This is a genomic window from Bacillus sp. Y3 (assembly GCF_008123875.1).
GTDB lineage: Bacteria > Bacillota > Bacilli > Bacillales > Bacillaceae > Bacillus > Bacillus altitudinis.
In genome coordinates, this window is sequence record NZ_VSSC01000004.1 from 216,372 (window position 1) to 243,175 (window position 26,804).

Below are 26,804 nucleotides of genomic sequence, written 5' to 3' on the forward strand. Positions count from 1 at the left end.
CCTCACTATTCCCAAAGGACCAAAGCGGTTTGTTTGTGGAATTGAGTAGAGGTTGTTAAAATAAGTATACAAGAATAGAAACAACAAAATAGAACAAACTGAATATCACTTTTGAAATACATGAAATTCGCAATAGGGTGAGCCATCCTATTAGCTACGAGTTAAAGGAGTAGTCAACATGGTACAATCGTTTAACGCACCTTACGAAGCGGTTGGAGAGGAACTTCTATCGCAACTTGTTGATACTTTTTATGAAAATGTAAAGTGTCATCCTTTGCTTCATCCTATTTTCCCGGATGACTTAAAAGAAACAGCAAGAAAACAAAAACAGTTCTTAACTCAATATTTAGGCGGACCGCCGCTTTATACTGAGGAGCATGGTCACCCAATGCTACGGGCGAGACATCTCCCTTTTCCGATTACTGAGGAGCGAGCGGACGCATGGCTTGAATGCATGGAGGATGCAATGGATCAAGTAGGACTAACCGGCGATATTCGTGACTTTTTATTTGAGCGACTGTCTTTGACGGCTCGTCACATGGTCAACCAAATACCTGAAAAGGACGGACGATCTTGAGCTGCAATCCGCATGAGCAATATTTCTCACATTGTCACGGACATCCTCAAAAGCCGATTGAAATCTATGTATTCATTGATCCTCTCAGCCCGGACTGCTGGTTATTAGAGCCATCAATTAAAAAGTTGAAAATGAAATATGGCCGTTTCTTCACTTTACGAACGGTTACAAGTTCTAGTATTAATGCTTTGAACCGGAAACGAAAAAAACATTTACTAACCGAAGCGTGGGGGAAATTTGCCACGAAAACTCAGACCAAAAAAGAACAAATGCTGTCTGAACAAATTGTGACATCACCTTATCTCGCCTCTCTTGCATTAAAAGCAGCTGAACTTCAGGGCAGAAAATGCGGAATGAAATTTTTACGACTCATTCAAGAATCGCTTTTTTGCCATCAGCAGGACGTCACCAGTGAACAAGTCTTGCTAGAAAATGCAAAAACGGCTGGACTGGACATTGAAGAGTTCCAGCGAGATATCCATTCTCAAAGTGCTGTCAAAGCGCTCCAATGTGATATGAAAATCGCAGCTGAAATGGATGTATCTGAGCTTCCCACTTTCGCCTTTTTTAATACGATCAATGGTGAAGAAGGATTAAAGATTTCAGGTGCATATTCTTACGATATTTACGAGGAAATTCTCTTTGAAATGATTGGCGAAAAACCAACACCTTCAGAACGACCGCCAATTGAATGGTTTATCGCTTACTTTCAATTTGCATCAGCAAAAGAAATTGCCGTTGTATATGACCTGACACTTGAAGAAGTTGAACGCGAGATGAAAAAGCTCGCATTTGCTAAAAAGGTAGAACGTGTACAAGTACATCAAGAAATGTTTTGGCGTTATACAGAAGGAGACAATCATTCAGATCTTGACGTTTACCGCTGTGAGAATGAACATGGGTGCTGACCCATGTTTTTTCTTTACCCCCAAAAAAGAACGCTTGTTCTATTTATAAGTACGAAGAAACCGCGCCGGGATAAGCGCGGTTTCACTATGTCTTAACGACAACAAAGGGGATGGGAGAAATTTTTCACGGTCAAACAAAGGGGTAATGTTTGTATGTGATTAATTTCACATCTGTAGTATATCAAATTTTGTCGACTTATGACAACCGATATACTATATGTTCATATTTTTGTCACAAAACATAAGAGGACTGTCACTTTCATATAGTGAAAGTAACAAAAAAATGGGGGGATCTGCATGCGCAGCACAACCATTGGACTTGTTGCCATTGGCTTATGTTTCTGTTTAAATATCTTAGGCTTAATGAAGATGCTGCCTCTTTACCTGACATCTCCACTCCTATTCGCTTCCATACTCTTTACACTCTATCGAATGAATCACCGAAAAACCTTCAAAGGTTTTAAAGCGTAATCATTGAATGTACAAACCTCGTTCATATAGACGAGGTCTAGCGTGTAGGCAAACCCTCGCATTCGGTGTCAGTCCTGCAAAGGTTTTCTATCACGCTAAAAAGAAGTCAAAGGGCTTAAATCAAGTTCATTTTAGCCCTTTGTCAACAATCTGGTCTTTTTTATTTCAAGAAAAAACTCCTGCCAAAAGGTGAGTTTGCACTCACACATCTGACAGAAGTCTTCTCGTTACTCACCAGTCTTTGAGATGAGCTCTTCCATTTCCTTTAATTTTTCTTCAAACAATTGACATGCTGCCTCAATTGGTTCTTTTGATGCCATATCTACACCAGCTTTTTTCAGCACGTTGATTGGATAGTCAGAGCTTCCTGCTTTAAGGAAATCTGTATAGCGCTCCACCGCAGGTTTCCCTTCTTCTAAAATTTGTTTACTTAATGCCTGAGCCGCACTATAGCCTGTCGCATATTGATACACATAATAGTTGTAATAGAAATGCGGAATTCGCGTCCATTCTAATCCGATTTCCTTATCCACAACCATACCGTCGCCAAAATACTTCTTATTCAGGTCGTAATACAGGTTCGTCATAAACTCTGGCGTTAATGCCTCCCCTTCTTGCGCTTTCACATGAATCAGGTGCTCGAACTCTGCAAACATCGTTTGTCTGAATACCGTCCCTCTAAATCCTTCTAACAAGTGATTGAGCACATACAAGCGCTGCTTTTTGTCCTCTAAATGATTGAGTAAGTATTCACCTAGTAATGCTTCATTTGTTGTAGAAGCTACTTCCGCTACGAAAATGCTGTAGTTTCCGTACGGATATGGCTGATGCTTTCTTGTATAGTAGCTATGAACAGAGTGACCAAATTCATGAGCCAGCGTAAATAAATTATCAATATTATTTTGCCAGTTCATTAAGATATAAGGATTCGTACCATAGCTTCCAGAAGAATACGCGCCGCTTCGTTTCCCTTTATTCTCATAAACGTCTACCCAGCGATTTTCGAGTCCCTCTTTTAATACCGAAACATATTCTTCTCCTAATGGCGCTAACCCTTTCAGCATATAATCCTTTGCTTCATCATAGGTCAGCTTCATGCCAGCATCTTTTACTAATGGTGTATACAAGTCATAATTGTGCACTTCATCAAGCTTTAATACCTTTTTACGCAATTCAATGTAGCGGTGTAATAACGGTAAATATTGATGAACTGTATCAATTAGATTGTCATACACTTCTTCAGGAATACTGTTGCGTGATAACGCTGCTTCTCTTGCAGATTTGTAATGACGTACTTTCGCATAAAAATTATCCTTTTTAATCGAGCCGCTGAGTGTAGACGCCAAAGTATTCTTATATTGATCATACGTTTTATAAACGGCTTTAAAAGCATTCTTTCTCACTTCACGATCATCACTGTTTAAAAAGGTAATGAAGTTGCCATGAGTAATTTTCTTTTCTTTTCCATTTTCATCCTTAACAGAAGGGAACGAAATATCTGCATTATTAAACATACTAAACGTAGTGGATGATGTTGATAAAGGTTCAGAGGCTTCAGCTAATAAAGCTTCTTGCTCTTCACTTAAAATATGCGGACGCTCCTTGTTAATTTCTTCGAGAGCGTGAGAATAAAGTTTTAATTCTTCTTTTTCCAAAATGAATTGCTGCAGCTTATCTTCTTGAATAGATAAAATTTCCGGAACAATATAGGCAGATGTACTAGACAACTGTGTAAATAAATTGGATGCTTTATCATTTAAAGCCTGAAATGATGAATTTGTTGTATCTTCATCATATTTCATATGCGCATATGTATAAAGCTTGCCAAGCTTTTCAGAAAGTTGATCCTGAAATGTTAGGGCTTCATACAAGACATCAGCAGAATGGGCCAGCTTGCCTTTAAATTGGGCGAGCTTCGGAATTTCTTTTTTTACAGCTTCGAATTCCTTATTCCAAGAATCGACACTTTCAAAAATATCTTCAAGGCGCCATTTGTTTTCTTCTTTTACTTCGCTTCTGTCTGGTAAATGATTGTTGTTATTTTGTGAAGTCATATGAATCCCCCTTGCATGAGTTGTGTTGAACCAACCTTTCGGAAAGTGAAAGAAATTGGTGTTGTATTTATCTTCTTTGTTTTGAACTATGTTTGTCAAATCATATGCAGAAATAAATACCAAACAAACTAAAAAAATGAGAAAAAAGCGTTTCTTTCTATTCAATAGCAGCACCACCTTTTTCTTATCATGATCAAAGTGGGCATGAAACATGCTAATGAAATAAGAAAGTATCTCGTTTTATCGCTTCATCTGCTGTTCGTATAGGCTTTTGATTCGACGTTACTTGATAATTACCCTCTTTCGTCATGTATAAAAACCCTAGTTTCACAAGCGCCCGTACATATGAAATGATCACCTCTTTGATTTCTTCTATTGTGACATTGGCATATCGGAGCTTCACTTCTTTATGCTGGACACATCGCTCAATTTCTTTTAAAAGAAGATGAATGGTCACTTGTTCTTTTTCCTTTCTAACCATCCAATCATAAAGACATCCTTGCCACACATAAACAGGGCTTGAAAAGATATATGCTTCTGTCAGGGGGATAAATAATTCTGTCGGTAGAAATGGCCATGCTGTTTGATGATGCTCATAAAAAATGGTTCTTAAACGCTTGCTTTCATTTGCTAAAATGCGGGGTGGCCGCTCCCTAAATTGCCGAATACACTTGAGCCACTCTTTATACAATTGATGATTACTCGAGGAAACAGATAAGAGTGCTGATAGTTGGCGATAAGCTGAAGGCGGTCTAACGGTCATTGAGGCACATATTTTCGTTGGCTGAAACACGAGAAGTTGATCCAGGTGGATGAATCTATTTTGGATCGGACAATAAAAAATGAGTCTCCTATTCTTTGACTGCCTTAAAATGCCCCAATGAATGGAGGAGAATGAAAAGAGCTGGCCACCCATTCGCTTTAAACGATTCGCCCCTATGATCCATATAGGATAGAGCCCCGCAGCACGGAGACCTTCCGTTCGTTTATGTAGCTCTTTCCACGAAATATTTGCACATTGAAATTCGATGGCATAGCTTTTATTTTCTATAGCAACGGTCACATCAGGGCGCTGCTGAATGTTTGAAACATACTTCTCTAGTAACGGCTCATATCCAAGCTGCGTGAGCCAATCCTTAAGAGCCATTTTCCCTGCCTGATGATAAGCTGTTTCACCGGTGGACGCTAATGGACATGCCGAGAGCTGTTTATGTGCAAAATGATGGACACGATGCTCACCTAGCTTTAATAGAACCTCCTGCCTACATTCAGGACAGTAAAATTTGCACGTAGCTCTTACATGCTCTAGCCGCCTTTTAGTCAGATGTTGTGTGATGCGAATCAGTTTGCCATTCTCCATGATCGCTGCATTCATATATTTCGCCCCTTGCTCTTTGATGACCGTATTATAGCTTTTTCTCTCACAAGAAAGCGAATATCGAAAATGAACTTTTATCGTATCAAAACACGATTTCAACCTACTTTCCCTTAGTAAAATAAAAAATCCCCCTTTTAGAAAAGGGGGGAAAATACAATTTTTATAAAAGTGGTGATAACAATCTTGCTGTTGATTCAAACAGCCTCACCCTCAAAGGTCTCTTCGCAAATTCTTCTGGAACAATTTCATGCGACTGCTCTAAATCACCTAAGAAGTCGTTGACCAGCTTCTCTGTACTTTTTGTTTTATAGAGGAAAGCATTCACTTCAAAGTTCAGATGAAAACTTCTCATATCCATATTTGCTGTACCAATTGATGCTAGCTCACTATCCACAATGATAAACTTACTATGCATAAAGCCTTGATCATATTCATATACCTTCGCACCTGCTTCTAAAAGTTCGGGGAAGTATGAACGGGACGCATGAAATACGATGCGTTTATCTGGATTTTTCGGCGCAATGATTCGCACATCGACTCCGCTCAAAGCTGCAATTTTCAGTGCGGACAAAATATCATCATCAGGTACAAAATAAGGTGAAGCAATCCAAATTGATTTTTTGGCGGAGATAATCATTGAGAAAAAGAGATTTTTAATGACTTCCCACTGTTTATCAGGACCACCAGCAATCATTTGTACGCCTTCTGCTCGACTCTCCATATGACTGAAATCTTTAAAATAATCCACACCCGAGCATCTTTCATTGGTCATGTAATACCAATCCTGCATAAAAATCTGCTGCAAATCACGAACGGCCTCACCTTTAATCATCAGGTGGGTATCACGCCAAAATCCATATTGTCTGCTTCTACCCATATATTCGTCCCCAATGTTTAGCCCGCCGACAAATCCTACTTCTCCATCAATCACCACGATTTTCCGGTGATTTCGGAAATTGATTTTATTATTTAATAAGGGCAGTCTCACTGGTAAAAACGGAACGATCTGCACGCCAGCCTTTTCTAAGTCAGCAATATATTGACGGGAGAGTTTTAGGCTGCCTACATCATCATATAAAAAGCGGACAATCACACCACTTTTTGCTTTCTCGATTAAAATGTCCTTTAATTCTTGTCCCAGATCATCATGACGGAGAATATAATATTCTAGATGAATGTGATGTGTTGCTTTTTTGATCTCTTCAAAAATATGAGAGAACGTTTCTTCTCCATTGGTCAGAACTTTAGAGGATGTGCGATACGTAATAGGGGTATGTCCAAGTCTGTGGGCCAGTTTAAATAAGAGCTGCTGATGGTCACCCATATGAGTCATTTTTTCAATTGCTTCTCTGTGGATACGTTCATCTTCCTGGACAAGCTGTTCGTCTAGTACCGCTTTCTTTTCAAAAAGTCTGCGCTTTTTAATATTGCGTCCAAAGAAAATATAAAACAAAAACCCGAAAAGCGGAAAGCTCCCAAGCAGCACAAGCCACGTAATCGTTTGAGAGGGGTTTCTGTTTTCTAAGAAAATGACAAACCCGATGAAGATAATCGATAAAGTGAATAGAACACTGACAGAACTTAATACACTTACCGCTAGATCACCGGCAAAAATTTGGATAATCAAATAAGCACCTATCGTAATGATAAGAAAAAATAGAACTTTGACTACATTTCTCATTTCATTTTCTCCTTGCCGATCACTTTATTTACTTTTTCATTCAGATAAAAAAGTCGATTCCTCTATAGAAATCGACTTTTGGTTGTTACGAGAAGTGCTGTTGAATCGTTTCAAGCGCATTCTCTTTGACAATCAGCTGACCGTATTCTTGCAGTCTGTAGATGCTGACCACTGATTCATGAGCATATTCAAGCAGAATACTAAGCTTATTCTCCACCTGCTCATCTGACAAATCCTCGTGGAAGTCAACATATAGATAATAACGGTTTTCAAACGAATATAAACTTGTCGTAAAATCCTGCATATTTAATTGAGAAAGTGCAATCAAATCTTCAAAGTCATCCATTTTCAATACGAACTGAAGTTGAAGTTTTTTGTCCTTCTCATTATGATCTTCTTGATCTTGCTCTTCTTTATGAAAATCATCAAGCAGAGCATCTAAACTTTCTTCATCTGTTTGATCTTTTTTATCTTCTGGAATCGGCAATTCGAGCTTTTGTCCATCTTTAGAAAGTTGGGCTTTTGTCACGACAATTTCAAGACCTTTATCAAGTGCCTGTACTTGAATCCAAAGTGGTCCCTCTACTGCAAATTCTTCTTCTTCGTGCACTTCGTCCATCACTTCCCAGAACAGCTCTTCACTGCGCTCACGATTATACCAAATCTCTTCACGGTCAAAACCGCGATCTTCAATATCACCGTAGGAAATATAAAATTTGACTGTATGTTCATTTATTCTTTCGATTTCCATTTTGCCAACCTTCCCTTCTATATAAGATGTTGAAGGGACATACAAGCTCCCAATTAATAGTACTTTACTACACTTTACCCGTTCCGTCTACATGTTAACCATTTAAAGAAATGAGGTATTGCTGTGTACTGTCTATTTTATGATAAAACATGAATAAAAGAAATAAAAACGCATTTTTTGCAGAGAAAACTTGCAGAAACATATATTTGAATTGTCCTCATATATTGGTTGTACGAGCTATTTTAGTGAAATGAGGTGAACTGGATGGAAACAGAGTGGATCGTATCCTTACTGATGATTATTGGCATAGACCTCATATTAGGCGGAGATAATGCATTAATCATTGCGATGGCCAGTCGAAGCTTATCAAATGAAAAACGAAACAAAGCCATATGGATCGGCACACTTTTGGCAGTGCTGATGAGAATTACCATGACTGGTGCTGCCGTTTATTTATTGACCATCCCATATTTGCAATTTATCGGCGGTCTCTTTCTCCTTTATATAGGATACAATTTGTTAATTGAACAAAAGAAAGAATCCATTCGGATTAAAAGCAGCGGCTCCCTTTGGCGTGCTGTTCAGACCATCGTGATTGCAGATCTTTTTATGTCACTTGATAATGTGATTGCTGTTGCAGGGGCGGCTAAGGGGAACATGGTGCTCACTGCCTTTGGCTTAATGATTTCAGTCCCGATTATTATTTGGGGGAGTAAGCTGATTCATGCAGCACTAACCAAGTTTCCGATTCTTTTATACGGAGGGAGTGCCCTTTTAGCTTTTACTGGCGGAGAAATGATTGTCCGTGATGTAAAACTGAATGAATTTATGGCGCAGCATACTACACTTGAATTGTTGCTTCCTTTTTTAACCGTCGCAACCGTTATTTTAGCCAGTCTCTTTTACGAACAAACGGCTGAAAATAAATAAAAAAAGCTGCCAAATGATCGGCAGCTTTTCGTGTTGTCTATTAGTTAGCAAGTCGCTGAGCTTCTCGAAGTTGGAATGTACGAACCGTTCTAGGAAGGAAACGTCTAATTTCATCTTCGTTGTACCCAACTTGCAGTCTTTTTTCGTCCAAAATAATTGGACGTCTTAGAAGACCAGGGTGCTCATTGATTAGTTTATACAATTGTTGAAGCGGCATTGTCTCAACATTTACATTTAGTTTTTGGAATACTTTAGAACGTGTTGAGATAATTTCATCTGTACCATCTTCCGTCATACGAAGAATCTCTTTGATTTCATCGATTGAAAGAGGCTCAGAAAAGATATTTCTCTCTTGGTATGGAATATTGTGCTCTTCTAACCACGCTCTTGCTTTTCTACATGATGTACAGCTTGGTGATGTGTATAATGTTACCATAAATCTTCACTCCTCAATTTGTAGAATGAATATTGATCTGTATTCTTAAATTAAAATTGTTCTAAATAAGTAATCTTTATAGTGATTATACTATAAAAAAGTAAGTGTGAACAGATTTTCTTGCAATTTTTGTGACAAAAACTAGACAATTTCATTCTTTTTGTGCTGATGTTTGAAGTCTGAACATTCTCATTTAGTCGAGATGATCGAAAATATTTTTTTGTTTTCTATTTTCAACGAGCTTCAGCACATCATCAACATCCTCATACGATTGTCCATACCATTCTTCGTCTTTATACGTATGGATTCTTTCGTACGTCTTTCTCATGGCCTCCATCATTTCTTCCTCATTATCTGTACGAGGCGACCAATAAAGAATTTCCATGCGGTTCACTTCATTCGTTGCAAGTGACCTGCGTTTATAACCAATTGATTCAGCATGCTTGAAGTGCTCTCTCTGATAAAACTTTAGGCGTTTTGCAGTATCTGCATCATCTTCATCTACAGGCTCGACCTCAAGCAAGATCGGTTTTCTTTTTTCCTTCAGCTTATGAATGAGCTTTGAGCCGAGGCCTTCACCTCTTGCATCCTTGGAAACAAATAAATAATCAATAAAGATGAAAGAATCAAATTCAGCGTACATCATCACATGATGAGGCCCTTCTTCTTTATGATAAATATCACTTCTTTCCTTTAATAAAGCTTCCATATGCTCTTTTGACTTCATTTCTTCTATCGGGAAGTATTCACTGAGCTTTTCATACCAATTCATGGATCCGCTCCTTATGATGTAGTTAAGAACCACTTCCTTATCTATTCCCGATTTCCTGCTATTTAAACGCCTGTACTAGTAAGACGCATCAATGCCATTAGTGGTTTCACTTTTTTTCAAGAGAAAGCAAAAAAGTTTTATATCGAACGATTCATGAGCATTTGAAAGCAAGCAAACAAAAGAAGTGTCATGGCGATCTGAAACATGATGAAATAAAGGTACTTCATACGCCGGACTTCTTCCTTCTGTTTATTCGTGCGCCGATACAGAGCAAATTCAACCGAAAACGAAATGATGCAAATAAGCACTAAAAATGCGAGCATCCACTTTCCTCCGTTTGGTTTCGATAAAAAAGATATTGAAAAAAGCATCGTGACGATAAAAAAGTGAAGACATGAATAGCGAAACGTCTTCCATAACAACATTTGATTTCCTCCTGGTTTACTCACTTTACATAAAAATTACCATCAACTTGTTTTTTTGTAAAATAAAAAAAGAAGCACTGATATCGCAGTGCTTCTTCTCTGTTCTTATTGTTTTGCTTTGATCTCTTTGAATTCTTCCTCAGTACAGCTGACAAAGTGACCTGGCTTCACTTCACGAAATTCCGTATTTGTTCCTTTATGAACAGATGGATCGTATTTAATCCGTTTGCGGTTACGCTCATAATCAGGATCTGGAAGCGGAATCGCAGATAGTAATGATTTTGTATATGGATGAAGCGGGTTTTCATATAATTCATTCGCTGGTGCCAGCTCAACCAATTTCCCAAAATACATCACGCCGATACGATCGCTGATATATTTCACCATGGAAAGGTCATGGGCAATGAATAAATACGTTAAGCCCTTTTCTTCTTGCAGCTCTTTCATTAAGTTGACGACCTGCGCTTGGATCGACACATCTAGTGCAGAGATTGGCTCATCGGCAATGATGAAATCCGGCTCAACAGCTAACGCACGAGCAATCCCAATACGCTGCCTTTGACCACCTGAAAATTCATGCGGGTATCTATTCGCATGCTCTTTATTCAAACCAACCGTTTCAAGCAATTGATACACACGCTCTTTACGTGCTTGTTTTGTTTTCGCAAGACCATGAATGTCAATACCTTCTGCAATGATATCAAGCACTGTCATTCTAGGGTTAAGTGAAGCATATGGGTCTTGGAAAATCATCTGCATTTGACGATTAAATTCAAGCATTTTTTGTCTTGATTTCTTTCCGTGTACGCTTTCTCCTTTATAGAGAACTTCGCCATCTGTCGCATCATAAAGTCTTATGATTGAACGGCCAGTTGTCGACTTTCCACATCCAGATTCACCTACAAGTCCAAGTGTTTCACCTTTATAAATATCAAATGAGACACCATCAACTGCTTTTACAGTCCCTCTTGCTGTATGGAAATGCTGTTTTAAATTTTTAATTTCTAACAGTTTTTCTGCCATGCTATTCACCCTCTTTTACTAATACAGGTTTTTCGTAGCTACCTTCTAGTTCACGCATTCTCGCCTTTACGGAAGCAGGCGGTTCAACTTTAGGGGCATTCGGATGAAGTAGCCATGATTTCACATAATGCGTATCTGATACTTTGAACATTGGTGGTTCTTGTTCAAAGTCAATTTTCATTGCATAATCGCTCCGGAGTGCAAATGCATCTCCTTTCGGCGGGTTTGTTAAATCTGGTGGTGTTCCTGGAATCGCCGTTAGTTTCCCTTCAGCTCCTCCATCTGTGTCTAGGCTTGGCATAGATGCTAAAAGTCCCCATGTATATGGATGTTTCGGATTGTAGAAAATTTCATCAACAGTCCCTGTCTCCACAATCTGTCCAGCATACATAACGGCTACACGATCAGCAACATTGGCCACAACACCTAGATCATGGGTAATAAAGATAATAGATGTTTCGACTTTTTGCTGAATTTCTTTCATTAATTCTAAGATTTGCGCCTGAATGGTTACATCAAGTGCAGTCGTTGGCTCATCAGCAATCAACAGCTTTGGGTCGGCTGCAAGTGCCATCGCGATGACAACCCTTTGTCTCATCCCGCCACTAAATTCATGCGGATATTGTTTGATTCTTTTTTCAGGCATTGGAATCCCAACAAGCTCTAAAAGTTCAATGGCTCTTTTTTCAGCCGCTTCTTTTGAGATTTGTTCATGCTTGAAAAGTACTTCTGTAATTTGTTTCCCGACCTTCATGGTTGGGTTCAAAGAAGTCATCGGATCTTGGAAGATCATCGAAATGTCTTTTCCTCGAATGGTTTGCATTTGCTTTTCCGTTTTCTTGACAATATCTTGCCCATCAAATAAAATCTCTCCGCGCTTGAAATAACCTGGCGGCATCGGGATTAATCGCATGATGGCCTGTGATGTTACACTTTTACCAGAACCAGATTCACCTACAATAGCAAGTGTCTCGCCTTTATTTAAGTGGAAGTTCACACCACGAATGGCTTGAACCTCTCCACCATATGTTTTAAATGAGATTGCAAGGTCTTTCACCTCTAGAATACGTTCACGTTCCATCCTAATCACTCCTTATTTACGCAACTTCGGATCTAAAGCGTCTCTTAGTCCGTCTCCAACCACGTTAAAACCAAACATTGTAATACAGATAAATGCGGCTGGGAACCATAATCTCCATGGATAATACGTCATGGCCGGAATTCCGTCAGAAGCCATTGTTCCCCAGCTAGCTAATGGAGCCGGTACACCAAGCCCTAGATAGCTTAAGAATGCTTCTGTGAAAATAGCAGAAGGAATCGTTAATGTCATTGTGACAAGAATCGGTCCCATTGAGTTTGGAATCAAGTGTTTAAATAAAAGTCTAGATGTTTTTGCACCTAATGTTTGTGCTGCAAGAACGTATTCTTGGCTCTTCAATTGTAAAACTTGCCCTCGAACGATACGTGCCATGTTAATCCAGCCTACGACTGTCATAGCAAGGATAATCGTTAATAATCCTTTTGGCAGAACAACCATCATTAAAATAACCATTAATAGTGTTGGAATTGCCCATAAAACGTCTGCGATACGCATCATGACTTCATCTGTACGGCCGCCTTTGAACGCAGCAATACTTCCCCAGATGATCCCAATGATCACGTCAAGAACTGCTGCAGCAAGACCGATGAAGATCGAAATTCTTGCCCCTACCCATGTACGAACAAACATGTCTCGGCCTAAATCATCTGTACCAAACCAATGCTCTTTTGATGGCGGCTGATCTGCATTAAGCAAATCTGTCGTTGAATAATCATATTTCGAGAACACTGGAACGAAAATGGCCAGAATCACAATAATGAAAATGATTGCAAGTCCAACCATTGCAAGTTTATTTGCACGGAAGCGAAGCATGGCATCCTTCCATAAAGATAGACTAGGTTTAGAAATTTTTTCAGATTCTGCTGCGTCAGCTGTCGCAGGCACAAATAAATCTTTTCTCATCTCTTCCATGTGTTAGACCCCTTTCTTCGCCTTCGTCAGTTTAATTCTAGGATCAATAATACCGTAGAGGACGTCAACAACTAGAATACTGACTAATAGAATAATACTGTAGAAGACTGTGACACCCATGATGACGGTGTAGTCACGGTTTGTAATGCTTGTAACAAAGTGAGAGCCTAGACCCGGAATACCAAAAATCTTCTCCACGACAAAACTACCTGTCAACACTGAAGCTGCCATTGGTCCCATGTATGTGATAACAGGTAACAATGCGTTTCGAATGGCGTGTTTGATCGTCACAGCTGATTTTGTTAATCCTTTTGCTCTAGCCGTTCTAATGTAGTCACTATTTAATACTTCAAGCATACTTGACCGTGCAAGTCTAGCGATAAATGCCATTGGCATGAAGGAAAGTGCAATAGAAGGTAGTACGGTGCTTGCCCAAGACTCCCATCCTGCAACTGGGAAGATCGCTAAAAAGCTTGCCTCAGATGCAAATACATATTGTAATAGCGCCGCTAAGATGAAACTTGGAACTGAGATTCCAAAGATCGTTAAAATGGCAATCGTATAGTCTTGCCACTTGTTATGATAGAGCGCTGCAAGGACCCCAAACAATACACCAAATGCTAATGCGAGGAGAATTGCCTCAATTCCGAGGGTAAAGGAAACGGGGAATCCAGAACTGATTAAATCATTAACAGTTTGTCCTTTATATTTAAATGAGGGACCAAAATCTAATTTTGCAACTGAACCTAAGTAGCTCACATATTGAACAAATAAGGGTTTGTCCAACCCGTAGTGCTCGTTTAGGTTTGCTTCAATTTCAGCAGGAAGTTTCTTCTCTCCAGAGAATGGACCACCAGGTGCTGCCTGCATGAGAAAGAAAGTTGCAGTTACAATAACAAACAGTGTGATTAAAATATATATTAATCGCTTACCGATATATTTAAGCAACGGAATTGCACCTCCATGATTTTACAACAATTTCTCTAATCAGCAAGAAAGGTATATGGAGAGACATCCTCCATATACCTTAAGATCCTTGCCGTAGATCTCTTACACTATAACTCTTACTTTTCGAAATGTGCCCATTTGTATTGAACATCACCAAGTCCAGATACAACCACACCTTTAAGTTTTGGATCTTGTACCCAAAGCTGAGTGTAGAAGTAAATAGGTGCTACAGGCATATCGTCGATGATGATTTTTTCTGCTTTTTTCAGCATTTCTTCACGCTTTGTTTTGTCTGTTTCTTTTGCAGAATCATTCAATAATTGTTTGTACTCTTTGCTTTCCCATCCAGTGTCATTGTTTCCACCGTCTTTATCTTTGTAAAGCTCAAGGAAGTTCACTGGATCGTTGAAGTCTCCTAACCAGCCCATACGTCCGATTTGGTAGTCTCCACTGTGGATTTTATCGATGTATACGTTCCACTCAGAGTTATCAAGTTCAACGTTCACACCTAAATCTTTTTTCCACATTTCTTGAATTGCTTGTGCAATCTTTTGATGAGCTTCATCAGTGTTGTAAGAAAGTTTCAAAGCTGGAAGATCAGAAACAGACTTATAACCTAATTCTTTCGCACCTTTTTCAAGAAGTTTTTTAGCCGTATCTACATCGTGATCTTTGAAGTAACCAGTTTTGTTATCCGTGAATCCTTCCATTGTTGGAGGAACGATTGCCATCGCTGGAACTTGTTCACCTTGCGTAATTTTGTCAACGATCGCTTGACGGTTGATAGAGTATGCAAGGGCCTTACGGATGTTTGCATTGTTTAAAGGTTTTACTTCTGTGTTGAATTTGTAGTTATAAATACCAGCGATCGTTTGGATTTTAAGACCGCCATCTTTTTTCAACGTTTTTAAAGACTCAGTTGGAAGGTTTCCAGTTGGAGAACCAGCCCAGTCAAGTTCGCCTTTTTTGAACATGCTAAGTTCAGTGTTTGTATCTTTGATCATAGACATGTTAATCTTTTTCAATTTCACAGTGTCTTTATCCCAGTATTCATTGTTCTTTTCAAGTGTGATAGAACCGCCATGCTTCCATTTAGAAAGAACGAATGGTCCATTAGATACGTAGTTTTCACCAGCATTTGTGTACCAGTTTTTATTCTTTTCAGCCACTTTTTTGTTGATTGGCATATACGTATAGAATGCAGTTAGTTCAGTAAAGAACGGTGTTGGGTTCTCTAGCTCAACTACAAGCGTTTTGTCGTCTTTTGCTTTAATGCCAACATCAGAAACTTTTGCTTCCCCTTTGTTAGCAGCTTCAGCACCTTTAATATAATAAAGCTGGTAAGCATATTGAGATTCATTTTTAGGATCTAATGCCCATTTCCAAGCATATTCGAAGTCTTGTGCTGTGACAGGGTCACCATTAGACCATTTTGCATCACGAAGTGTGAATGTGTAAGTTTTACCATCATCACTTGTTTTGATATCAGAAGCCATTGCGTTTTCTGGCTTACCTTCAGCGTTAATTCTTGTTAATCCCTCAAAAGTCTGACGGATGACACTTCCTGAAGTTGAATCATTTGCCAATCCCGGATGTAGAGAAAAAGGCTCAGTGGAGATATTCACATTTAATGTTGTTTTAGCCTCTCCAGAACTGCTCGTGCTGTCGCCTGATTTGTTTCCGCTGAAACCACAAGCGCTTAATACAAGTGTGAAAATAAGCATTAAAGTAACAACAGACCAACGCTTTTTCAACTGTATTCCCCCTTATAATATGTTTTTAGTTCAAAGGTCTCGATAGAAGATGAGATTCAGATTTAAGAAATAGCGTAAAAAAGTCCCTGAATAGCTTACTTTCTATTTCTTTTGTTTTTTCTGAATTTTCACTATGTAAAGAGCCTAGCACAAACGTGTGAACAAATTCATTATAATGAATAGAATAATTTATTGCAATATCAATTTCACATATTTTTAAAAAACGTAAATGGGGATAAAGATTGATTTTTATAAACTAAAGTCTCAATCACTTCAACAAATTAAAGCGTAAATTGATTAAAATAATTTAACAAATTCAGCAGGAATAATGTTTTATACATATAATTAATCATCCCTTTTTAAAAAATTCTGACAGATAGTTACTATTTTATCTAAAATTTTAAGTGTCAAACGACATGATGAGAAGGTCACAAATAGGCTTCGTGACTTTTTCATGGTCATCCTTTATAATAGATAGACATACTGTTGCGATGAAAAAGAAGAGTACATATATTCACCATTTACAGAGAGTCTGCGGTTGGTGCAAGCAGATAATGGCATGTATGGAATGGGCTTTGGAGCAGCTAACCGAACACTTGACAGAGTCAGTAGGCTTAGACGGAGCAGTCTCCGATATCAACGTCTTGAGTGATTTCGTATTGAAATAACAAGGGTGGTACCACGGTTCATTCGTCCCTTTTCTGTTGAAAAGTGATGGGTGGGCCTTTTTATATTGAAGAAAAGAGGTTTTAGTATGACAAAAAAGACGATATTCTCAGGCATACAGCCTAGCGGTTCTGTGACATTGGGGAACTACATTGGAGCGATGAAGCAATTTGTCGATCTTCAGCATGATTACAACGGCTACTTTTGTGTGGTCGATCAGCATGCCATTACGGTGAGTCAGGATCGTTTAGCCCTTCGACAAAATATTAGAAGCTTAGCCGCTCTTTATTTGGCAGTGGGACTTGATCCAGAGAAGGCAACATTGTTTATCCAATCAGAGGTACCTGCCCACGCCCAGGCAGGATGGATGCTGCAATGTGTCGCTTATATTGGAGAATTAGAAAGAATGACTCAATTTAAGGACAAATCTGCTGGTAAGGAAGCAGTCGTTTCAGGACTATTAACGTATCCGCCATTAATGGCTGGCGATATTCTGTTATACGGTACGGACTTAGTTCCTGTAGGAGAAGATCAAAAGCAGCATCTTGAATTAACGAGAACGCTTGCTGAACGCTTTAACCGAAAGTATAACGACATCTTTACTGTACCTGAAGTCAAAATTCCAAAAGAAGGCGCTCGGATTATGTCTTTAGCAGACCCAACGAAAAAGATGAGCAAATCTGATCCGAACCAAAAATCTTTCATTACCTTATTAGATGAGCCAAAACAGCTTGAAAAGAAAATCAAAAGTGCTGTGACTGATTCAGAAGGCATCGTCAAATATGACAAAGAAAACAAACCTGGAATTGCCAACTTACTGACGATTTATTCTGTATTAGGGAACGTATCGATTGCAGAGCTTGAACAAAAATACGAAGGCAAAGGTTATGGTGAATTTAAGGGAGATCTTGCGAACGTTGTTGTGGATGCATTAAAACCGATTCAAGATCGCTATTATGAACTCATTGAGTCAGATGAGCTTGACCGCATTTTAGATGAAGGTGCTGAAAAGGCTAACCGTGCGGCAAACAAAATGCTGAAAAAAATGGAGAATGCGATGGGTCTTGGCCGGAAACGCAAATAAAACAAGCTTGCAGCATATTCAGCTGCAAGCTTTTTCTAATTGACTTTCGATTCGTTTTCCATTTCCCAAAGTTTTTCAAAAAATGGCTGTCCTTTAATCATTTTTTCACAAAAGGCTAAATGGTTTTCTGACCATCCATCAATGGTTTCGTTATAAAGCATGTTCCAAATTTCCTCGAAAGACATTCGTTTGATCTGGTTGTACATACGCGGATTCCATTCTGTATACCAATAGGCAATTTCTGCTCGGTTTTGAAGCCCCTTTAGTTGATCAAGCGCCATAAACATCAGCTGCTTCAGCTGTCTTTCTTTTCTCGTTAATCCGCTGATATGCTGCGGTGGTAATGATAGGATGTGATATTCTTTCGTCGATTCAAGGCTGTCTGTTGTGAATTCATACTCCTCTGCCTTCACATCTTTCACCATTTCATACACCAATTGCTCCTGTCTTGGAATCAATCGGCTCTTTCTCACAGGGATGGAATAACCAATCGTATCTACAGCGATGATTCTAATCCCGTCCGTGACCACAAAGCAATACTCTAATTTACGGCGTTCATGATTTTTTCGAATATATGATTTCTCAAATACAGTCTCTAGCAGCGTCTTCGGCAGCTCTGATAGATCATTCTCTATGTAATCAAACAAAGGACTCTGCACCTTGAGTAAAGGTACTTGATCTAACAGCTCCACGCTGTCCTCCTTGCGCCACTCATGAAAATGGCACACATTATAGCCATTCTCTTCCCCTTCAAACCAATTCACCCATACGTCATGAAGAAATAACATAACCAATCCCTCACTTTTTAAAAACTGTTGTCCACAGTATGGGCAAGGGATAGAGAAATTATTCCAACTTTATTAAAACTTCGCCCTGACGGAAGGACGGCTTTATTTCCTGGGAAAAGGAGAACGTCTCGCAGAGTCCTTTCACGATCTTCTATAAGCAGAACCTTATTTTAGCTTTTTAGGATCAAGGGCATCTCTCAGTCCATCACCTAAGAAGTTAAAGCATAAAACGGTAAGTAGAATCAGTAAACCTGGGAACAGTGGATACCACCATGCTTGCACCATGATGGAGAAATTTTGTGCATCTTGAAGCATGTTTCCCCAGCTCGCCGTTGGAGGCTGGATGCCAAACCCTAGATAGCTAAGTGTCGACTCAGCTAAAATAACAGAACCGACTTTCAATGTAGCAGACACAATGATAGGGCCGATACAGTTCGGTAAAATATGCGAAAAGATGATGACATGGTTTTTCGTTCCGATCGTTCTTGCTGCGAGTACGAATTCTCTTGTGCGAAGTGACAAGAATTCACTGCGGATCAGCCTGGCGGTTGTTGTCCAGCCAGTCAGCGCAAAAATTAAAATCAATTTATCAATACCCGGTTTAAAAATTGTCACTAGTGTGATCAAGAGAAAAATATCTGGAATAGACAATACGACATCCACCATTCTCATGAGCACAGAATCGACAAAGCCTTTAAAGTATCCCGCTACCGCCCCAATGACGGTACCAATGGTGATGGCTCCGACTACGGAGACAAAGCCAACTAATAGAGACACCCTCGCTCCGTATAGCACCCTTGAAAAAATATCTCGACCAAACTTGTCGGTTCCCATAAAATGCTCTGCACTTGGAGGCTGTAGCCGTTTCAATAAGTCTTGCTGTTCCGGTGCGTAAGGTGCGATCACCGGGGCGAAAATAGCGGAAAAGATAATGATCAATAAAATAGCGGAGCCGGCAACCGCCAATTTATTTTTGAAAAATTTCTCACAAAATAAACGAAGCATCGTCTCTGGTTTTGGCGGAAGGCCTTCTTTTAATTTGAGATCAACAGGAGGTGTTCCCATATTAGGTTGTGCCAATTGTGCCTCAGCTCCCTTCTAATATTCAATACGCGGATCAACGATCGCATAGAGAATATCCGCTATTAAGTTTCCAACGACCACGAGCACAGCAGAGATAACAGTCATCGCCATAATGACGGGATAATCTCTTGAAAAAGCAGAATCGATAAACAGTTTCCCAAGCCCTGGCCATGTGAAGATTTGTTCCACCACGACTGCGCCGCCAATAAAGGATGGAATCATGAGTCCAAAGATCGTAATAACAGGCATCAGACCGTTTCTCAATCCATGTTTGAAGATGACTTTGTTCTCTCTAAAACCTTTCGCTCGCGCCGTGCGAATGTAATCCTGCCGCATCACATCGAGCATACTTGACCTTGTATAACGTGTAAGGCCGGCCATATCAGCCGTTGCTAAAACAAAGGCCGGTAAAATAATATGATGAAGCCGGTCAAATAGATTAAAATCTGCATTTAAGGTAGAGACACCCCCGGTCGGAAACCATCCTAAATTCACTGATAACACCATTATAAGGATCAAACCAAACCAGAAATTCGGAATAGCCAGTCCGATAAATGATGTAACCGTAATACCATAGTCAAGTTTTGTATACGGACGTTTTGCTGAAAGAACACCAAATGGGATGGCAATGATCAGGGCAACTAATGTAGAAAAGATCATGAGGATGAGAGTATTAGGCAGCCGGGCAAAAATTAAATCAGCCACGGGCGTTCCTTTTTTTACAATGGATGTGCCAAAGTCACCTTGAAGCATATTACCAAGCCATTTCATATATTGCACATATTCAGGATCGTTCAAGCCGTACTTATCAATAAAGGCTTCCCGGTCTGCGGCACTAATGGTCGGGTCCATCATGAGTGACATCGGATCGCCTGGTGCTGCTTTCATAATCGCAAAGGACAAAATCGTAATACCAAACAAAATTGGGATGGAAAGAAGTGTCCTTCTAATGATATATGTAACCATGTGCACAACTCCTTTTTCATCGGATGGCCATACTATGATGAAAAAAGGGGAGACCCCTCCCCTTCTTCACTAGCAAACTACTGTTCAATCCACCATTTTTCGATTTTGTAATATTCATCTTTCGGGTGGTAAGAGTAGCCTTGTAGATTAGATGGCATCGCGCGATGTGAGTTGGCATAATAAAGGAACGTATACGGCTGGTCTTCTGCAATCAGCTCATAAATTTTTTCATATGCCTTTGAATACTCTTTTCGATCACTCAAGTTTTTGGCATCAACTAGCAGTTTATCGACTTCTTCATTTTTATACCAAATGTTATTTAAGCCTTTTTCAGACTGACTTGAATGGAAAATGCTGTATTGGTCAGGGAATGTCGCTAAGCTCCAGCCGAGTAATAACGCATCATAATCCCATTTTGGCGGAGTTGTTTGTTCGATTAATGCACTGAACTCCACAATTTGCGGTTTTGCTTCAATGCCAATTTCTTTGAGCTGCTGCTGGACAACGACAGCAATATCTTCACGGACTTTGTTTCCTTGGTTCGTCTTCAAGACGAAGGAGAACTTCTTACCGTCCTTATCAAGATAACCATCTCCATCTGTATCCTCCCAGCCTTCTTCCTTCAGCATCTTTTTCGCTTTTTCTTGATCAAATTCAAATACTGGGACATTTTCATTTTTAGGGTAGTTCCATGACAGCGGGCTTTCTGGGATGTTGGCTACTTTCCCGTCTCCATCTAACACTTGATCGACAATTGTTTGACGGTCAATGGCATGGGTAAGCGCTTGGCGGACTTTTTTGCTTTTGAACAGTTCGTTTTTCTGATTCCAGCCAATATATGAATAATTAAGCCCTAGATCAGATTCGATTTTGATGTTACTAACTTTTTCAGCTGTTTGCAGTTCTGCTCCAGGCACTGCAAAGAAATCAATATCACCTGCGGATAGCTGAGCCATGGCTGCATTTTGATCAGGAATCGTTTTAATGGTGACTGTATCAAGGTATGGCCGTCCATCCCAATAGTCATCAAATGCTTCAAGTTTGACATAGTCTCCTTCTTTCCACTCGGCAAATTTAAATGGGCCAGAGCCGATTGGATTTTTTCGGTTAAATTCATTTTCGCCAAGATCCTTTATAGGGACATCACCTAAAATATGCTTTGGTAAAATGCCATAGCTTCCTAGCGTGACGTTATAAAAATATGGATCTTTTTTATTCAGCTTAAATTCGACCGAATAGTCTCCTGTTTTTTTGACAGACTCTAATACTTCAAAGCCTGATCCACGCTCACCATTGTAATCCTTATTGATCGGAATGCTGTATGTAAACACAACATCATCAGCAGTCAGTTCTTCTCCATCATGAAACTTCACGCCTTTTCTAATGGTCACATCAAACTGTTTGCCGTCATCGGATTCTTTAATATCTTCTGCCAACGCCAGCTGTGGGTTAAGCTTTCCATCTGTTTGCAGTAAAAAGCTATAGATTCTCTCTTCAATATCAGAACTTGCCACATCTGTTGAGTAAAGTGAGTTAAATAATGTAGGCTCTGCAATCGAACCAATGACAAGATCGCCACCTTGTACAGGTTTACCTGTGGATTTCTTTTCACTGTCTCCAGACGTTTTATTTCCACCAGAACAAGCAGCAAGGATCAATGTAAAGATCAGCAGCAAACTGACCAAAATGGACTTTCTCTTTCTATCTTTCATAGACAATTCCCCCTATCTTTTTTAAAAAATGATGACAGAAGCCCGTTTCATCCCCCCTCTCAAAGATGAGATCATACAAGCGTAATCAAGCGTCGTAGAGGTGGCAGGCCACAAAGTGGTTCGTTTTTAATTCTTGAAATTCTGGTACTTTTTCTTTACAGACTTCTTTCGCGTGTGGGCATCTTGTATGAAACACACAGCCTTTTGGCGGATTTGCAGGGCTTGGTAAATCCCCTTGCAGCATAATCCGTTCCCTTTTCACCTGACCTTTTTTACGGGTGACTGGAACGGAAGATAAAAGCGCCTGTGTATACGGATGAAGCGGATCATCGTACAGGCTGTGCTTATCCGCAAGTTCCATCATTTTGCCAAGATACATGACGCCCACTCGATCACTAATGTGGCGGACCACACTGAGATCGTGAGAGATAAATAGATAGGTGAGGTCAAACTCTTCTTGAAGCTCTTCCATCAAATTGATGACCTGCGCCTGAATGGAGACGTCAAGCGCTGAAACAGGCTCATCTGCTATGATCATTTCAGGATTCATGGCAAGTGCACGAGCGATACCGATCCGCTGCCTTTGTCCGCCAGAGAATTCGTGCGGGTATCGATTCGCAAAACTTGGGTGAAGGCCGACTTTGGATAAAAGCTGTTCTACTTTTTCATTTCTTTCTTTTAAGGAATATAAGTGATGTGTTTTGTAGGGTTCTTTGATGATACTTCGAAGTGTTTTTCTAGGGTTGAGTGATGCAAAGGGATCTTGAAAAACCATTTGGATGTTTTTCCTTGTTGATTGTCTTAGTTTTGATTCAGATACATGAGAGATATCTTGCCCTTTAAATAGAATTTGTCCTTCTGTTGGTTCATATAAACGAATCATCGTCCGTCCTAATGTGGATTTACCGCATCCAGACTCTCCAACGATGCCTAACGTTTCGCCTTTATAAATGTTTAAGTCGATGCCGTCAACCGCTTTGACTGCTCCTACTTTCTTTTGCAGCACGCCAGCTTTAATCGGAAAGTGTTTTCGTATATTTTTTAATTCCAGTATGGTTTCTTTCTCAGATCGATCTGTCATGTATGGTTGATTTTCAGCAAGTGTCATGTTTGGCTTGCCTCCTCATATAAGAAACACCTGACGCTTCTACCATTTTCAAAGGTTGTCAGTTTGGGCAATTCACCTATGCAGTGTTCCATTACTTTCGGGCATCTTGGCGCAAAACGGCATCCTGCGGGAAGCTGATCTGGCGCAGGGACATTTCCTTTTATCGCTGTTAATGGCTGAATGTCTCCGTCAATGACTGGAATGGATTCAAGCAGTCCTTCTGTGTATGGGTGAAGCGGCTGATCAAACAACTCTTCAACGGTTCCATTTTCAACAACCTGTCCGCAGTACATGACAATGACGCGGTCTGCTACTTCCGACACAACACCTAAATCGTGCGTAATGAGAAGTATAGATGTACCAAAGGTCGAACATAAATCTTTCATTAAGGTCAGCACCTGGGCTTGTATGGTCACATCGAGCGCAGTAGTCGGCTCATCCGCAATGAGGAGCTTCGGATCACAGCTTAGCGCAATGGCGATCATGACTCGTTGACGCATACCGCCGGATAAACGGTGCGGGTAATCTTTGATGATTTGTTCTGGCCTGGAAAAGCCTACAAGCTTTAGCAAGTCAATCGCTTTTTTGGTCGCTTCTTTTTTTGAAAGTTTTTTGTGGTAAATGAGGATTTCTGTTATTTGTTCCCCGATGGTTAAGACGGGATTAAGTGAGGTCATGGGTTCCTGAAAGATCATGGATACATCATTACCACGAATATTGCACAATTCCTTTTCACTATATGTAACAAGGTCTTTTCCATCAAGCTTAATGGAACCATCCATAATCTTCCCACCAGTCCCATTAATCAGACCCATGATGGATAAAGACGTAATACTTTTACCAGACCCAGACTCACCGACTAATGCGACTGTTTCCCCTTTTTTGATACTAAAATCAACGCCATCAACAGCAGGTATTGGTTCCTTTTTTCGAAAAAAATAGGTTTTTAAGTTTTGCACTTCAAGCAGTGTGCTCATGCATTCGCCCCTTTCTCCATAGATCAAATGAACCGAATCGAAAAATTCCGTCTTTTTAGAATAAAAAGAATTATCAAAATTTATATTTGTATATTATTACATCAGCATGACGAAATCAAGAAGTATTTAGTAAAATTGTAATATGACACTTTTTTTGTGAATGATTGTCTTTATGATTCTATCGCCTTTAAAAACGTTTCCGCTGGCTCCGCAATCATAGACTCCTCGCTGATTCGGTGCTCATCGAAATACTTTTTTACGATATAAAATCCAGTGGCATAGCCAAGCATTTTGGGGTAGTTCCCTTTTCCATAAAGGAGATTCTGTATCAGCCTTTCGTCGTCCTGCACTTTCTGATAAAGGTGACTGGATACCCATTTCTTGTACATGCGCTGCAGCTGCGATTCGTCATATAAAGTCGTCCACTTTGCTGTATAGCTTTCTCCATATCTATGATACACAGCATATTCAGCGAGCCCCTCCATCATGATTGTATCAAGGAATGTAAAATCTTTTTCTTCTTTCGTGAGAAAATGCAACCTGCATACATGGTGATATTCATGCGTCAGCAACGTACCGATTCGCTCCTTCGGTGTATGCGGGGATAAAAAAAGAAAGATTTTGTCATCAAATGCCATGCCGGATTGAAAGTAAAATTGTTCTCTGATCTCTTTGCTGCTCTCATTAACAGGCAAAATAAAGACAGGGACATCAGGACCTCCCCACTTTTTTTGCAGCGCTTTGTATTCTTTCATCACAAGCTGGAAATACCCTTTTTCTTTGAGCTTGTCGATCATTTCCAGGCAGGCGTTCCATGATCGCACCATTCCGTGATGTTGTAAATGGGCGAGAATAGATGATCCTTCTTTTTTATCCGCTCCTTTAAAATAAGGGACAAAACGTGCCGCCAGCTCCTGAAATGATGATGATTGCTCAATGAGATATTGTGTATTGATCAGACCCATACCGCTGAACACCTCCATTTTCATCATATGCAAAAAGGCGGCGATCTGTTTATAGATCGCCGCCTTCTTAAGACATATTACGCTTCATATTTTTTGAAGATAATTGTCGCATTGTGCCCGCCAAAACCAAGTGAGTTGCTCAACGCAACTTGTACTTCTTTTGAACGTGCTTCATTTGCTACATAATCAAGATCACATTCATCATCTGGTGTTTCAAGGTTAATCGTTGGCGGAATGACACTGTCTTTAATCGCCAGAACAGAGAAAATCGCTTCTACTCCGCCTGCTGCGCCAAGTAAATGACCTGTCATTGATTTTGTCGAGCTGATCGCAAGCTGATTCGCATGCTCTCCAAACACTTCTTTAATCGCCATTGTTTCAAACTTATCATTATACGGTGTGCTTGTTCCGTGGGCATTGATATAATCAATTTCTTCCACTGTTAAACCTGCATCACGAATGGCTTCTTTCATTGCACGTACGCCGCCTTCTCCGTTTGGAGCAGGTGCTGTGATATGGTATGCATCTCCAGTTGAGCCGTAGCCAACGATTTCTGCATAAATGGTCGCACCACGTTTTAACGCATGCTCTAATTCTTCAAGAACAACAATTCCCGCTCCCTCACCCATCACAAATCCGTCACGGTTTTTATCAAATGGACGACTTGCTGTATCTGGATCAGGATTTGTCGAAAGGGCTTTGTTTGCACAGAAGCCAGCAAACGACATTTTCGTTAACGGTGCTTCTGTTCCACCTGTAATCATCGCATCTGCATCTCCGCGCTGAATGACTTTAAAGGCATCACCAATGGAGTTTGTTCCTGTCGCACATGCTGTCACTGTACAAGAGTTAACCCCTTTTGCGCCAAGTGCAATCGAAATTTGACCTGTCGCCATATCTGGAATCATCATTGGAACGAAGAACGGGCTTACGCGTCTTGCTCCTTTATTCGAATACACTTCGAATTGCTCTTCGAATGTTTCAAGTCCGCCAATACCAGATCCAACCCATACCCCAACACGAGGTGCGTTTTCATCTGTAATTTCAAGGCGTGAATCATCTAAAGCCTTTTGAGCAGCAACGACTGCATATTGTGTGAAGCGTGCCATCTTTCTCGCTTCTTTTTTCTCCATGTAATCTTCGATGTTAAAATCTTTTAGTTCTGCAGCTACTTTTGCTGTATATTCACTTGAATCAACACGTGTGATCGGGCCAACACCTGATACACCTGCTACAGCATTTTTCCATGTTGTCTCTACATCGTTGCCAAGAGGTGTCAAAGCACCTAATCCTGTAACAACTACTCGTTTCTTATCCATTAATTTGTGCACCCCAC

Annotated in this window: 25 protein-coding genes and 1 other annotated feature; of the genes, 5 read left to right on the plus strand and 20 right to left on the minus strand. The window is 40.0% G+C overall.

The features are described 5' to 3' along the window. Positions 1–178: 178 nt before the first annotated feature. The 3 genes from FXF70_RS10830 to FXF70_RS10840 all read left to right on the plus strand — a co-directional run bounded on the left by FXF70_RS10830 (position 179) and on the right by FXF70_RS10840 (position 1,956). On the plus strand, positions 179–577 hold the full coding sequence (locus FXF70_RS10830; RefSeq protein ID WP_007499001.1) for a globin domain-containing protein: 399 nt from the start codon (positions 179–181) through the stop codon (positions 575–577). Next, positions 574–1,485, plus strand: coding sequence for a ClpXP adapter SpxH family protein (locus FXF70_RS10835; protein WP_007499002.1), 912 nt, complete (start codon positions 574–576; stop codon positions 1,483–1,485). The genes FXF70_RS10830 and FXF70_RS10835 overlap by 4 nt, the downstream gene beginning before the upstream one ends. Positions 1,486–1,782: 297 nt before the next feature. Beyond that, positions 1,783–1,956 (plus strand): hypothetical protein, encoded by a 174-nt coding sequence (locus FXF70_RS10840; protein WP_008348466.1) that lies wholly within the window; start codon positions 1,783–1,785, stop codon positions 1,954–1,956. Positions 1,957–2,183: 227 nt separating this feature from the next. Here FXF70_RS10840 and pepF read toward each other — a convergent pair whose 3' ends face one another. The 4 genes from pepF to mecA form a co-directional block, all read right to left on the minus strand. Then, positions 2,184–4,010 carry an oligoendopeptidase F gene (gene pepF / locus FXF70_RS10845; RefSeq protein ID WP_283775701.1) on the minus strand — a complete coding sequence of 609 codons (1,827 nt, stop codon included), beginning with the start codon at positions 4,008–4,010 and terminating at the stop codon, positions 2,184–2,186. 214 nt (positions 4,011–4,224) lie between these two features. Beyond that, positions 4,225–5,385, minus strand: coding sequence for a competence protein CoiA (locus FXF70_RS10850; RefSeq protein WP_249670281.1), 1,161 nt, complete (start codon positions 5,383–5,385; stop codon positions 4,225–4,227). Between the two features lie 163 nt (positions 5,386–5,548). After that, positions 5,549–7,069, minus strand: coding sequence for a cardiolipin synthase (gene cls, locus FXF70_RS10855; RefSeq protein ID WP_008348473.1), 1,521 nt, complete (start codon positions 7,067–7,069; stop codon positions 5,549–5,551). Between the two features lie 85 nt (positions 7,070–7,154). After that, positions 7,155–7,820 (minus strand): adaptor protein MecA, encoded by a 666-nt coding sequence (gene mecA / locus FXF70_RS10860; protein WP_008348474.1) that lies wholly within the window; start codon positions 7,818–7,820, stop codon positions 7,155–7,157. A gap of 264 nt (positions 7,821–8,084) precedes the next feature. Here mecA and FXF70_RS10865 point away from each other — a divergent pair, with 264 nt between their 5' ends. Further along, positions 8,085–8,750: a TerC family protein gene (locus tag FXF70_RS10865; protein WP_007499010.1), complete on the plus strand. Its 666-nt coding sequence runs from the start codon at positions 8,085–8,087 to the stop codon at positions 8,748–8,750. Positions 8,751–8,790: 40 nt separating this feature from the next. On the opposite strand, the gene spxA is transcribed toward FXF70_RS10865, so the two are convergent. From spxA to FXF70_RS10905, 8 genes are all read right to left on the minus strand, one after another. Next, positions 8,791–9,186: a transcriptional regulator SpxA gene (spxA, locus tag FXF70_RS10870; protein ID WP_003211421.1), complete on the minus strand. Its 396-nt coding sequence runs from the start codon at positions 9,184–9,186 to the stop codon at positions 8,791–8,793. A gap of 193 nt (positions 9,187–9,379) precedes the next feature. Further along, the gene (locus FXF70_RS10875) at positions 9,380–9,958 is read right to left on the minus strand and encodes a GNAT family N-acetyltransferase (protein WP_024720065.1); all 579 of its coding nucleotides are present in this window, start codon (positions 9,956–9,958) and stop codon (positions 9,380–9,382) included. A gap of 137 nt (positions 9,959–10,095) precedes the next feature. Then, positions 10,096–10,383: a hypothetical protein gene (locus tag FXF70_RS10880; RefSeq protein WP_148780237.1), complete on the minus strand. Its 288-nt coding sequence runs from the start codon at positions 10,381–10,383 to the stop codon at positions 10,096–10,098. Between the two features lie 105 nt (positions 10,384–10,488). Then, positions 10,489–11,406 carry an ABC transporter ATP-binding protein gene (locus tag FXF70_RS10885; RefSeq protein WP_007499016.1) on the minus strand — a complete coding sequence of 306 codons (918 nt, stop codon included), beginning with the start codon at positions 11,404–11,406 and terminating at the stop codon, positions 10,489–10,491. Between the two features lies 1 nt (position 11,407). Continuing rightward, the gene (locus FXF70_RS10890; protein WP_007499018.1) at positions 11,408–12,487 is read right to left on the minus strand and encodes an ABC transporter ATP-binding protein; all 1,080 of its coding nucleotides are present in this window, start codon (positions 12,485–12,487) and stop codon (positions 11,408–11,410) included. A 12-nt stretch (positions 12,488–12,499) separates the two neighbouring features. Further along, on the minus strand, positions 12,500–13,417 hold the full coding sequence (locus tag FXF70_RS10895) for an ABC transporter permease (protein ID WP_017360167.1): 918 nt from the start codon (positions 13,415–13,417) through the stop codon (positions 12,500–12,502). Positions 13,418–13,420: 3 nt separating this feature from the next. Further along, positions 13,421–14,365 (minus strand): ABC transporter permease, encoded by a 945-nt coding sequence (locus FXF70_RS10900; protein ID WP_007499022.1) that lies wholly within the window; start codon positions 14,363–14,365, stop codon positions 13,421–13,423. Positions 14,366–14,481: 116 nt separating this feature from the next. Then, positions 14,482–16,119, minus strand: a complete 1,638-nt coding sequence (locus tag FXF70_RS10905; protein ID WP_148780238.1) for a peptide ABC transporter substrate-binding protein — start codon at positions 16,117–16,119, stop codon at positions 14,482–14,484. A 482-nt stretch (positions 16,120–16,601) separates the two neighbouring features. Next, positions 16,602–16,820, plus strand: a binding site (T-box leader). A 53-nt stretch (positions 16,821–16,873) separates the two neighbouring features. Between FXF70_RS10905 and trpS the strand changes: the two genes are divergently transcribed. After that, positions 16,874–17,869: a tryptophan--tRNA ligase gene (trpS, locus tag FXF70_RS10910; protein ID WP_148780239.1), complete on the plus strand. Its 996-nt coding sequence runs from the start codon at positions 16,874–16,876 to the stop codon at positions 17,867–17,869. Between the two features lie 35 nt (positions 17,870–17,904). Here trpS and FXF70_RS10915 read toward each other — a convergent pair whose 3' ends face one another. The 8 genes from FXF70_RS10915 to fabF all read right to left on the minus strand — a co-directional run bounded on the left by FXF70_RS10915 (position 17,905) and on the right by fabF (position 26,787). Further along, positions 17,905–18,657, minus strand: coding sequence for a YjbA family protein (locus FXF70_RS10915; protein WP_017367012.1), 753 nt, complete (start codon positions 18,655–18,657; stop codon positions 17,905–17,907). Positions 18,658–18,822: 165 nt separating this feature from the next. Next, positions 18,823–19,722, minus strand: coding sequence for an oligopeptide ABC transporter permease (gene opp4C, locus FXF70_RS10920; RefSeq protein ID WP_017360169.1), 900 nt, complete (start codon positions 19,720–19,722; stop codon positions 18,823–18,825). Positions 19,723–19,755: 33 nt separating this feature from the next. Continuing rightward, positions 19,756–20,706, minus strand: coding sequence for an ABC transporter permease (locus FXF70_RS10925; protein ID WP_007499031.1), 951 nt, complete (start codon positions 20,704–20,706; stop codon positions 19,756–19,758). A gap of 77 nt (positions 20,707–20,783) precedes the next feature. Beyond that, positions 20,784–22,418 (minus strand): peptide-binding protein, encoded by a 1,635-nt coding sequence (locus tag FXF70_RS10930; RefSeq protein WP_008348494.1) that lies wholly within the window; start codon positions 22,416–22,418, stop codon positions 20,784–20,786. A gap of 85 nt (positions 22,419–22,503) precedes the next feature. Continuing rightward, positions 22,504–23,499 (minus strand): ABC transporter ATP-binding protein, encoded by a 996-nt coding sequence (locus tag FXF70_RS10935; protein ID WP_025207148.1) that lies wholly within the window; start codon positions 23,497–23,499, stop codon positions 22,504–22,506. Between the two features lie 23 nt (positions 23,500–23,522). Then, a complete protein-coding gene (locus tag FXF70_RS10940) occupies positions 23,523–24,503 on the minus strand; it encodes an ABC transporter ATP-binding protein (RefSeq protein WP_046527013.1) in 981 nt (326 codons plus the stop codon). Positions 24,504–24,673: 170 nt separating this feature from the next. Further along, the gene (locus FXF70_RS10945; RefSeq protein ID WP_136944450.1) at positions 24,674–25,468 is read right to left on the minus strand and encodes a DUF2268 domain-containing putative Zn-dependent protease; all 795 of its coding nucleotides are present in this window, start codon (positions 25,466–25,468) and stop codon (positions 24,674–24,676) included. Positions 25,469–25,545: 77 nt separating this feature from the next. Continuing rightward, on the minus strand, positions 25,546–26,787 hold the full coding sequence (gene fabF, locus FXF70_RS10950; RefSeq protein WP_148780240.1) for a beta-ketoacyl-ACP synthase II: 1,242 nt from the start codon (positions 26,785–26,787) through the stop codon (positions 25,546–25,548). Positions 26,788–26,804 lie beyond the last annotated feature (17 nt).

Bases quoted from the DNA above. Each gene is read 5' to 3' on its own strand.
- FXF70_RS10830 (WP_007499001.1), top strand. From the start codon at position 179: ATGGTACAATCGTTTAACGCACCTTACGAAGCGGTTGGAGAGGAACTT.
- FXF70_RS10840 (WP_008348466.1), top strand. From the start codon at position 1,783: ATGCGCAGCACAACCATTGGACTTGTTGCCATTGGCTTATGTTTCTGT.
- pepF (WP_283775701.1), bottom strand. From the start codon at position 4,010: ATGACTTCACAAAATAACAACAATCATTTACCAGACAGAAGCGAAGTA.
- FXF70_RS10850 (WP_249670281.1), bottom strand. From the start codon at position 5,385: ATGAATGCAGCGATCATGGAGAATGGCAAACTGATTCGCATCACACAA.
- cls (WP_008348473.1), bottom strand. From the start codon at position 7,069: ATGAGAAATGTAGTCAAAGTTCTATTTTTTCTTATCATTACGATAGGT.
- mecA (WP_008348474.1), bottom strand. From the start codon at position 7,820: ATGGAAATCGAAAGAATAAATGAACATACAGTCAAATTTTATATTTCC.
- FXF70_RS10865 (WP_007499010.1), top strand. From the start codon at position 8,085: ATGGAAACAGAGTGGATCGTATCCTTACTGATGATTATTGGCATAGAC.
- spxA (WP_003211421.1), bottom strand. From the start codon at position 9,186: ATGGTAACATTATACACATCACCAAGCTGTACATCATGTAGAAAAGCA.
- FXF70_RS10875 (WP_024720065.1), bottom strand. From the start codon at position 9,958: ATGAATTGGTATGAAAAGCTCAGTGAATACTTCCCGATAGAAGAAATG.
- FXF70_RS10880 (WP_148780237.1), bottom strand. From the start codon at position 10,383: ATGTTGTTATGGAAGACGTTTCGCTATTCATGTCTTCACTTTTTTATC.
- FXF70_RS10885 (WP_007499016.1), bottom strand. From the start codon at position 11,406: ATGGCAGAAAAACTGTTAGAAATTAAAAATTTAAAACAGCATTTCCAT.
- FXF70_RS10890 (WP_007499018.1), bottom strand. From the start codon at position 12,487: ATGGAACGTGAACGTATTCTAGAGGTGAAAGACCTTGCAATCTCATTT.
- FXF70_RS10895 (WP_017360167.1), bottom strand. From the start codon at position 13,417: ATGGAAGAGATGAGAAAAGATTTATTTGTGCCTGCGACAGCTGACGCA.
- trpS (WP_148780239.1), top strand. From the start codon at position 16,874: ATGACAAAAAAGACGATATTCTCAGGCATACAGCCTAGCGGTTCTGTG.
- FXF70_RS10915 (WP_017367012.1), bottom strand. From the start codon at position 18,657: ATGTTATTTCTTCATGACGTATGGGTGAATTGGTTTGAAGGGGAAGAG.
- opp4C (WP_017360169.1), bottom strand. From the start codon at position 19,722: ATGGGAACACCTCCTGTTGATCTCAAATTAAAAGAAGGCCTTCCGCCA.
- FXF70_RS10925 (WP_007499031.1), bottom strand. From the start codon at position 20,706: ATGGTTACATATATCATTAGAAGGACACTTCTTTCCATCCCAATTTTG.
- FXF70_RS10930 (WP_008348494.1), bottom strand. From the start codon at position 22,418: ATGAAAGATAGAAAGAGAAAGTCCATTTTGGTCAGTTTGCTGCTGATC.
- FXF70_RS10935 (WP_025207148.1), bottom strand. From the start codon at position 23,499: ATGACAGATCGATCTGAGAAAGAAACCATACTGGAATTAAAAAATATA.
- FXF70_RS10940 (WP_046527013.1), bottom strand. From the start codon at position 24,503: ATGAGCACACTGCTTGAAGTGCAAAACTTAAAAACCTATTTTTTTCGA.
- FXF70_RS10945 (WP_136944450.1), bottom strand. From the start codon at position 25,468: ATGGGTCTGATCAATACACAATATCTCATTGAGCAATCATCATCATTT.
- fabF (WP_148780240.1), bottom strand. From the start codon at position 26,787: ATGGATAAGAAACGAGTAGTTGTTACAGGATTAGGTGCTTTGACACCT.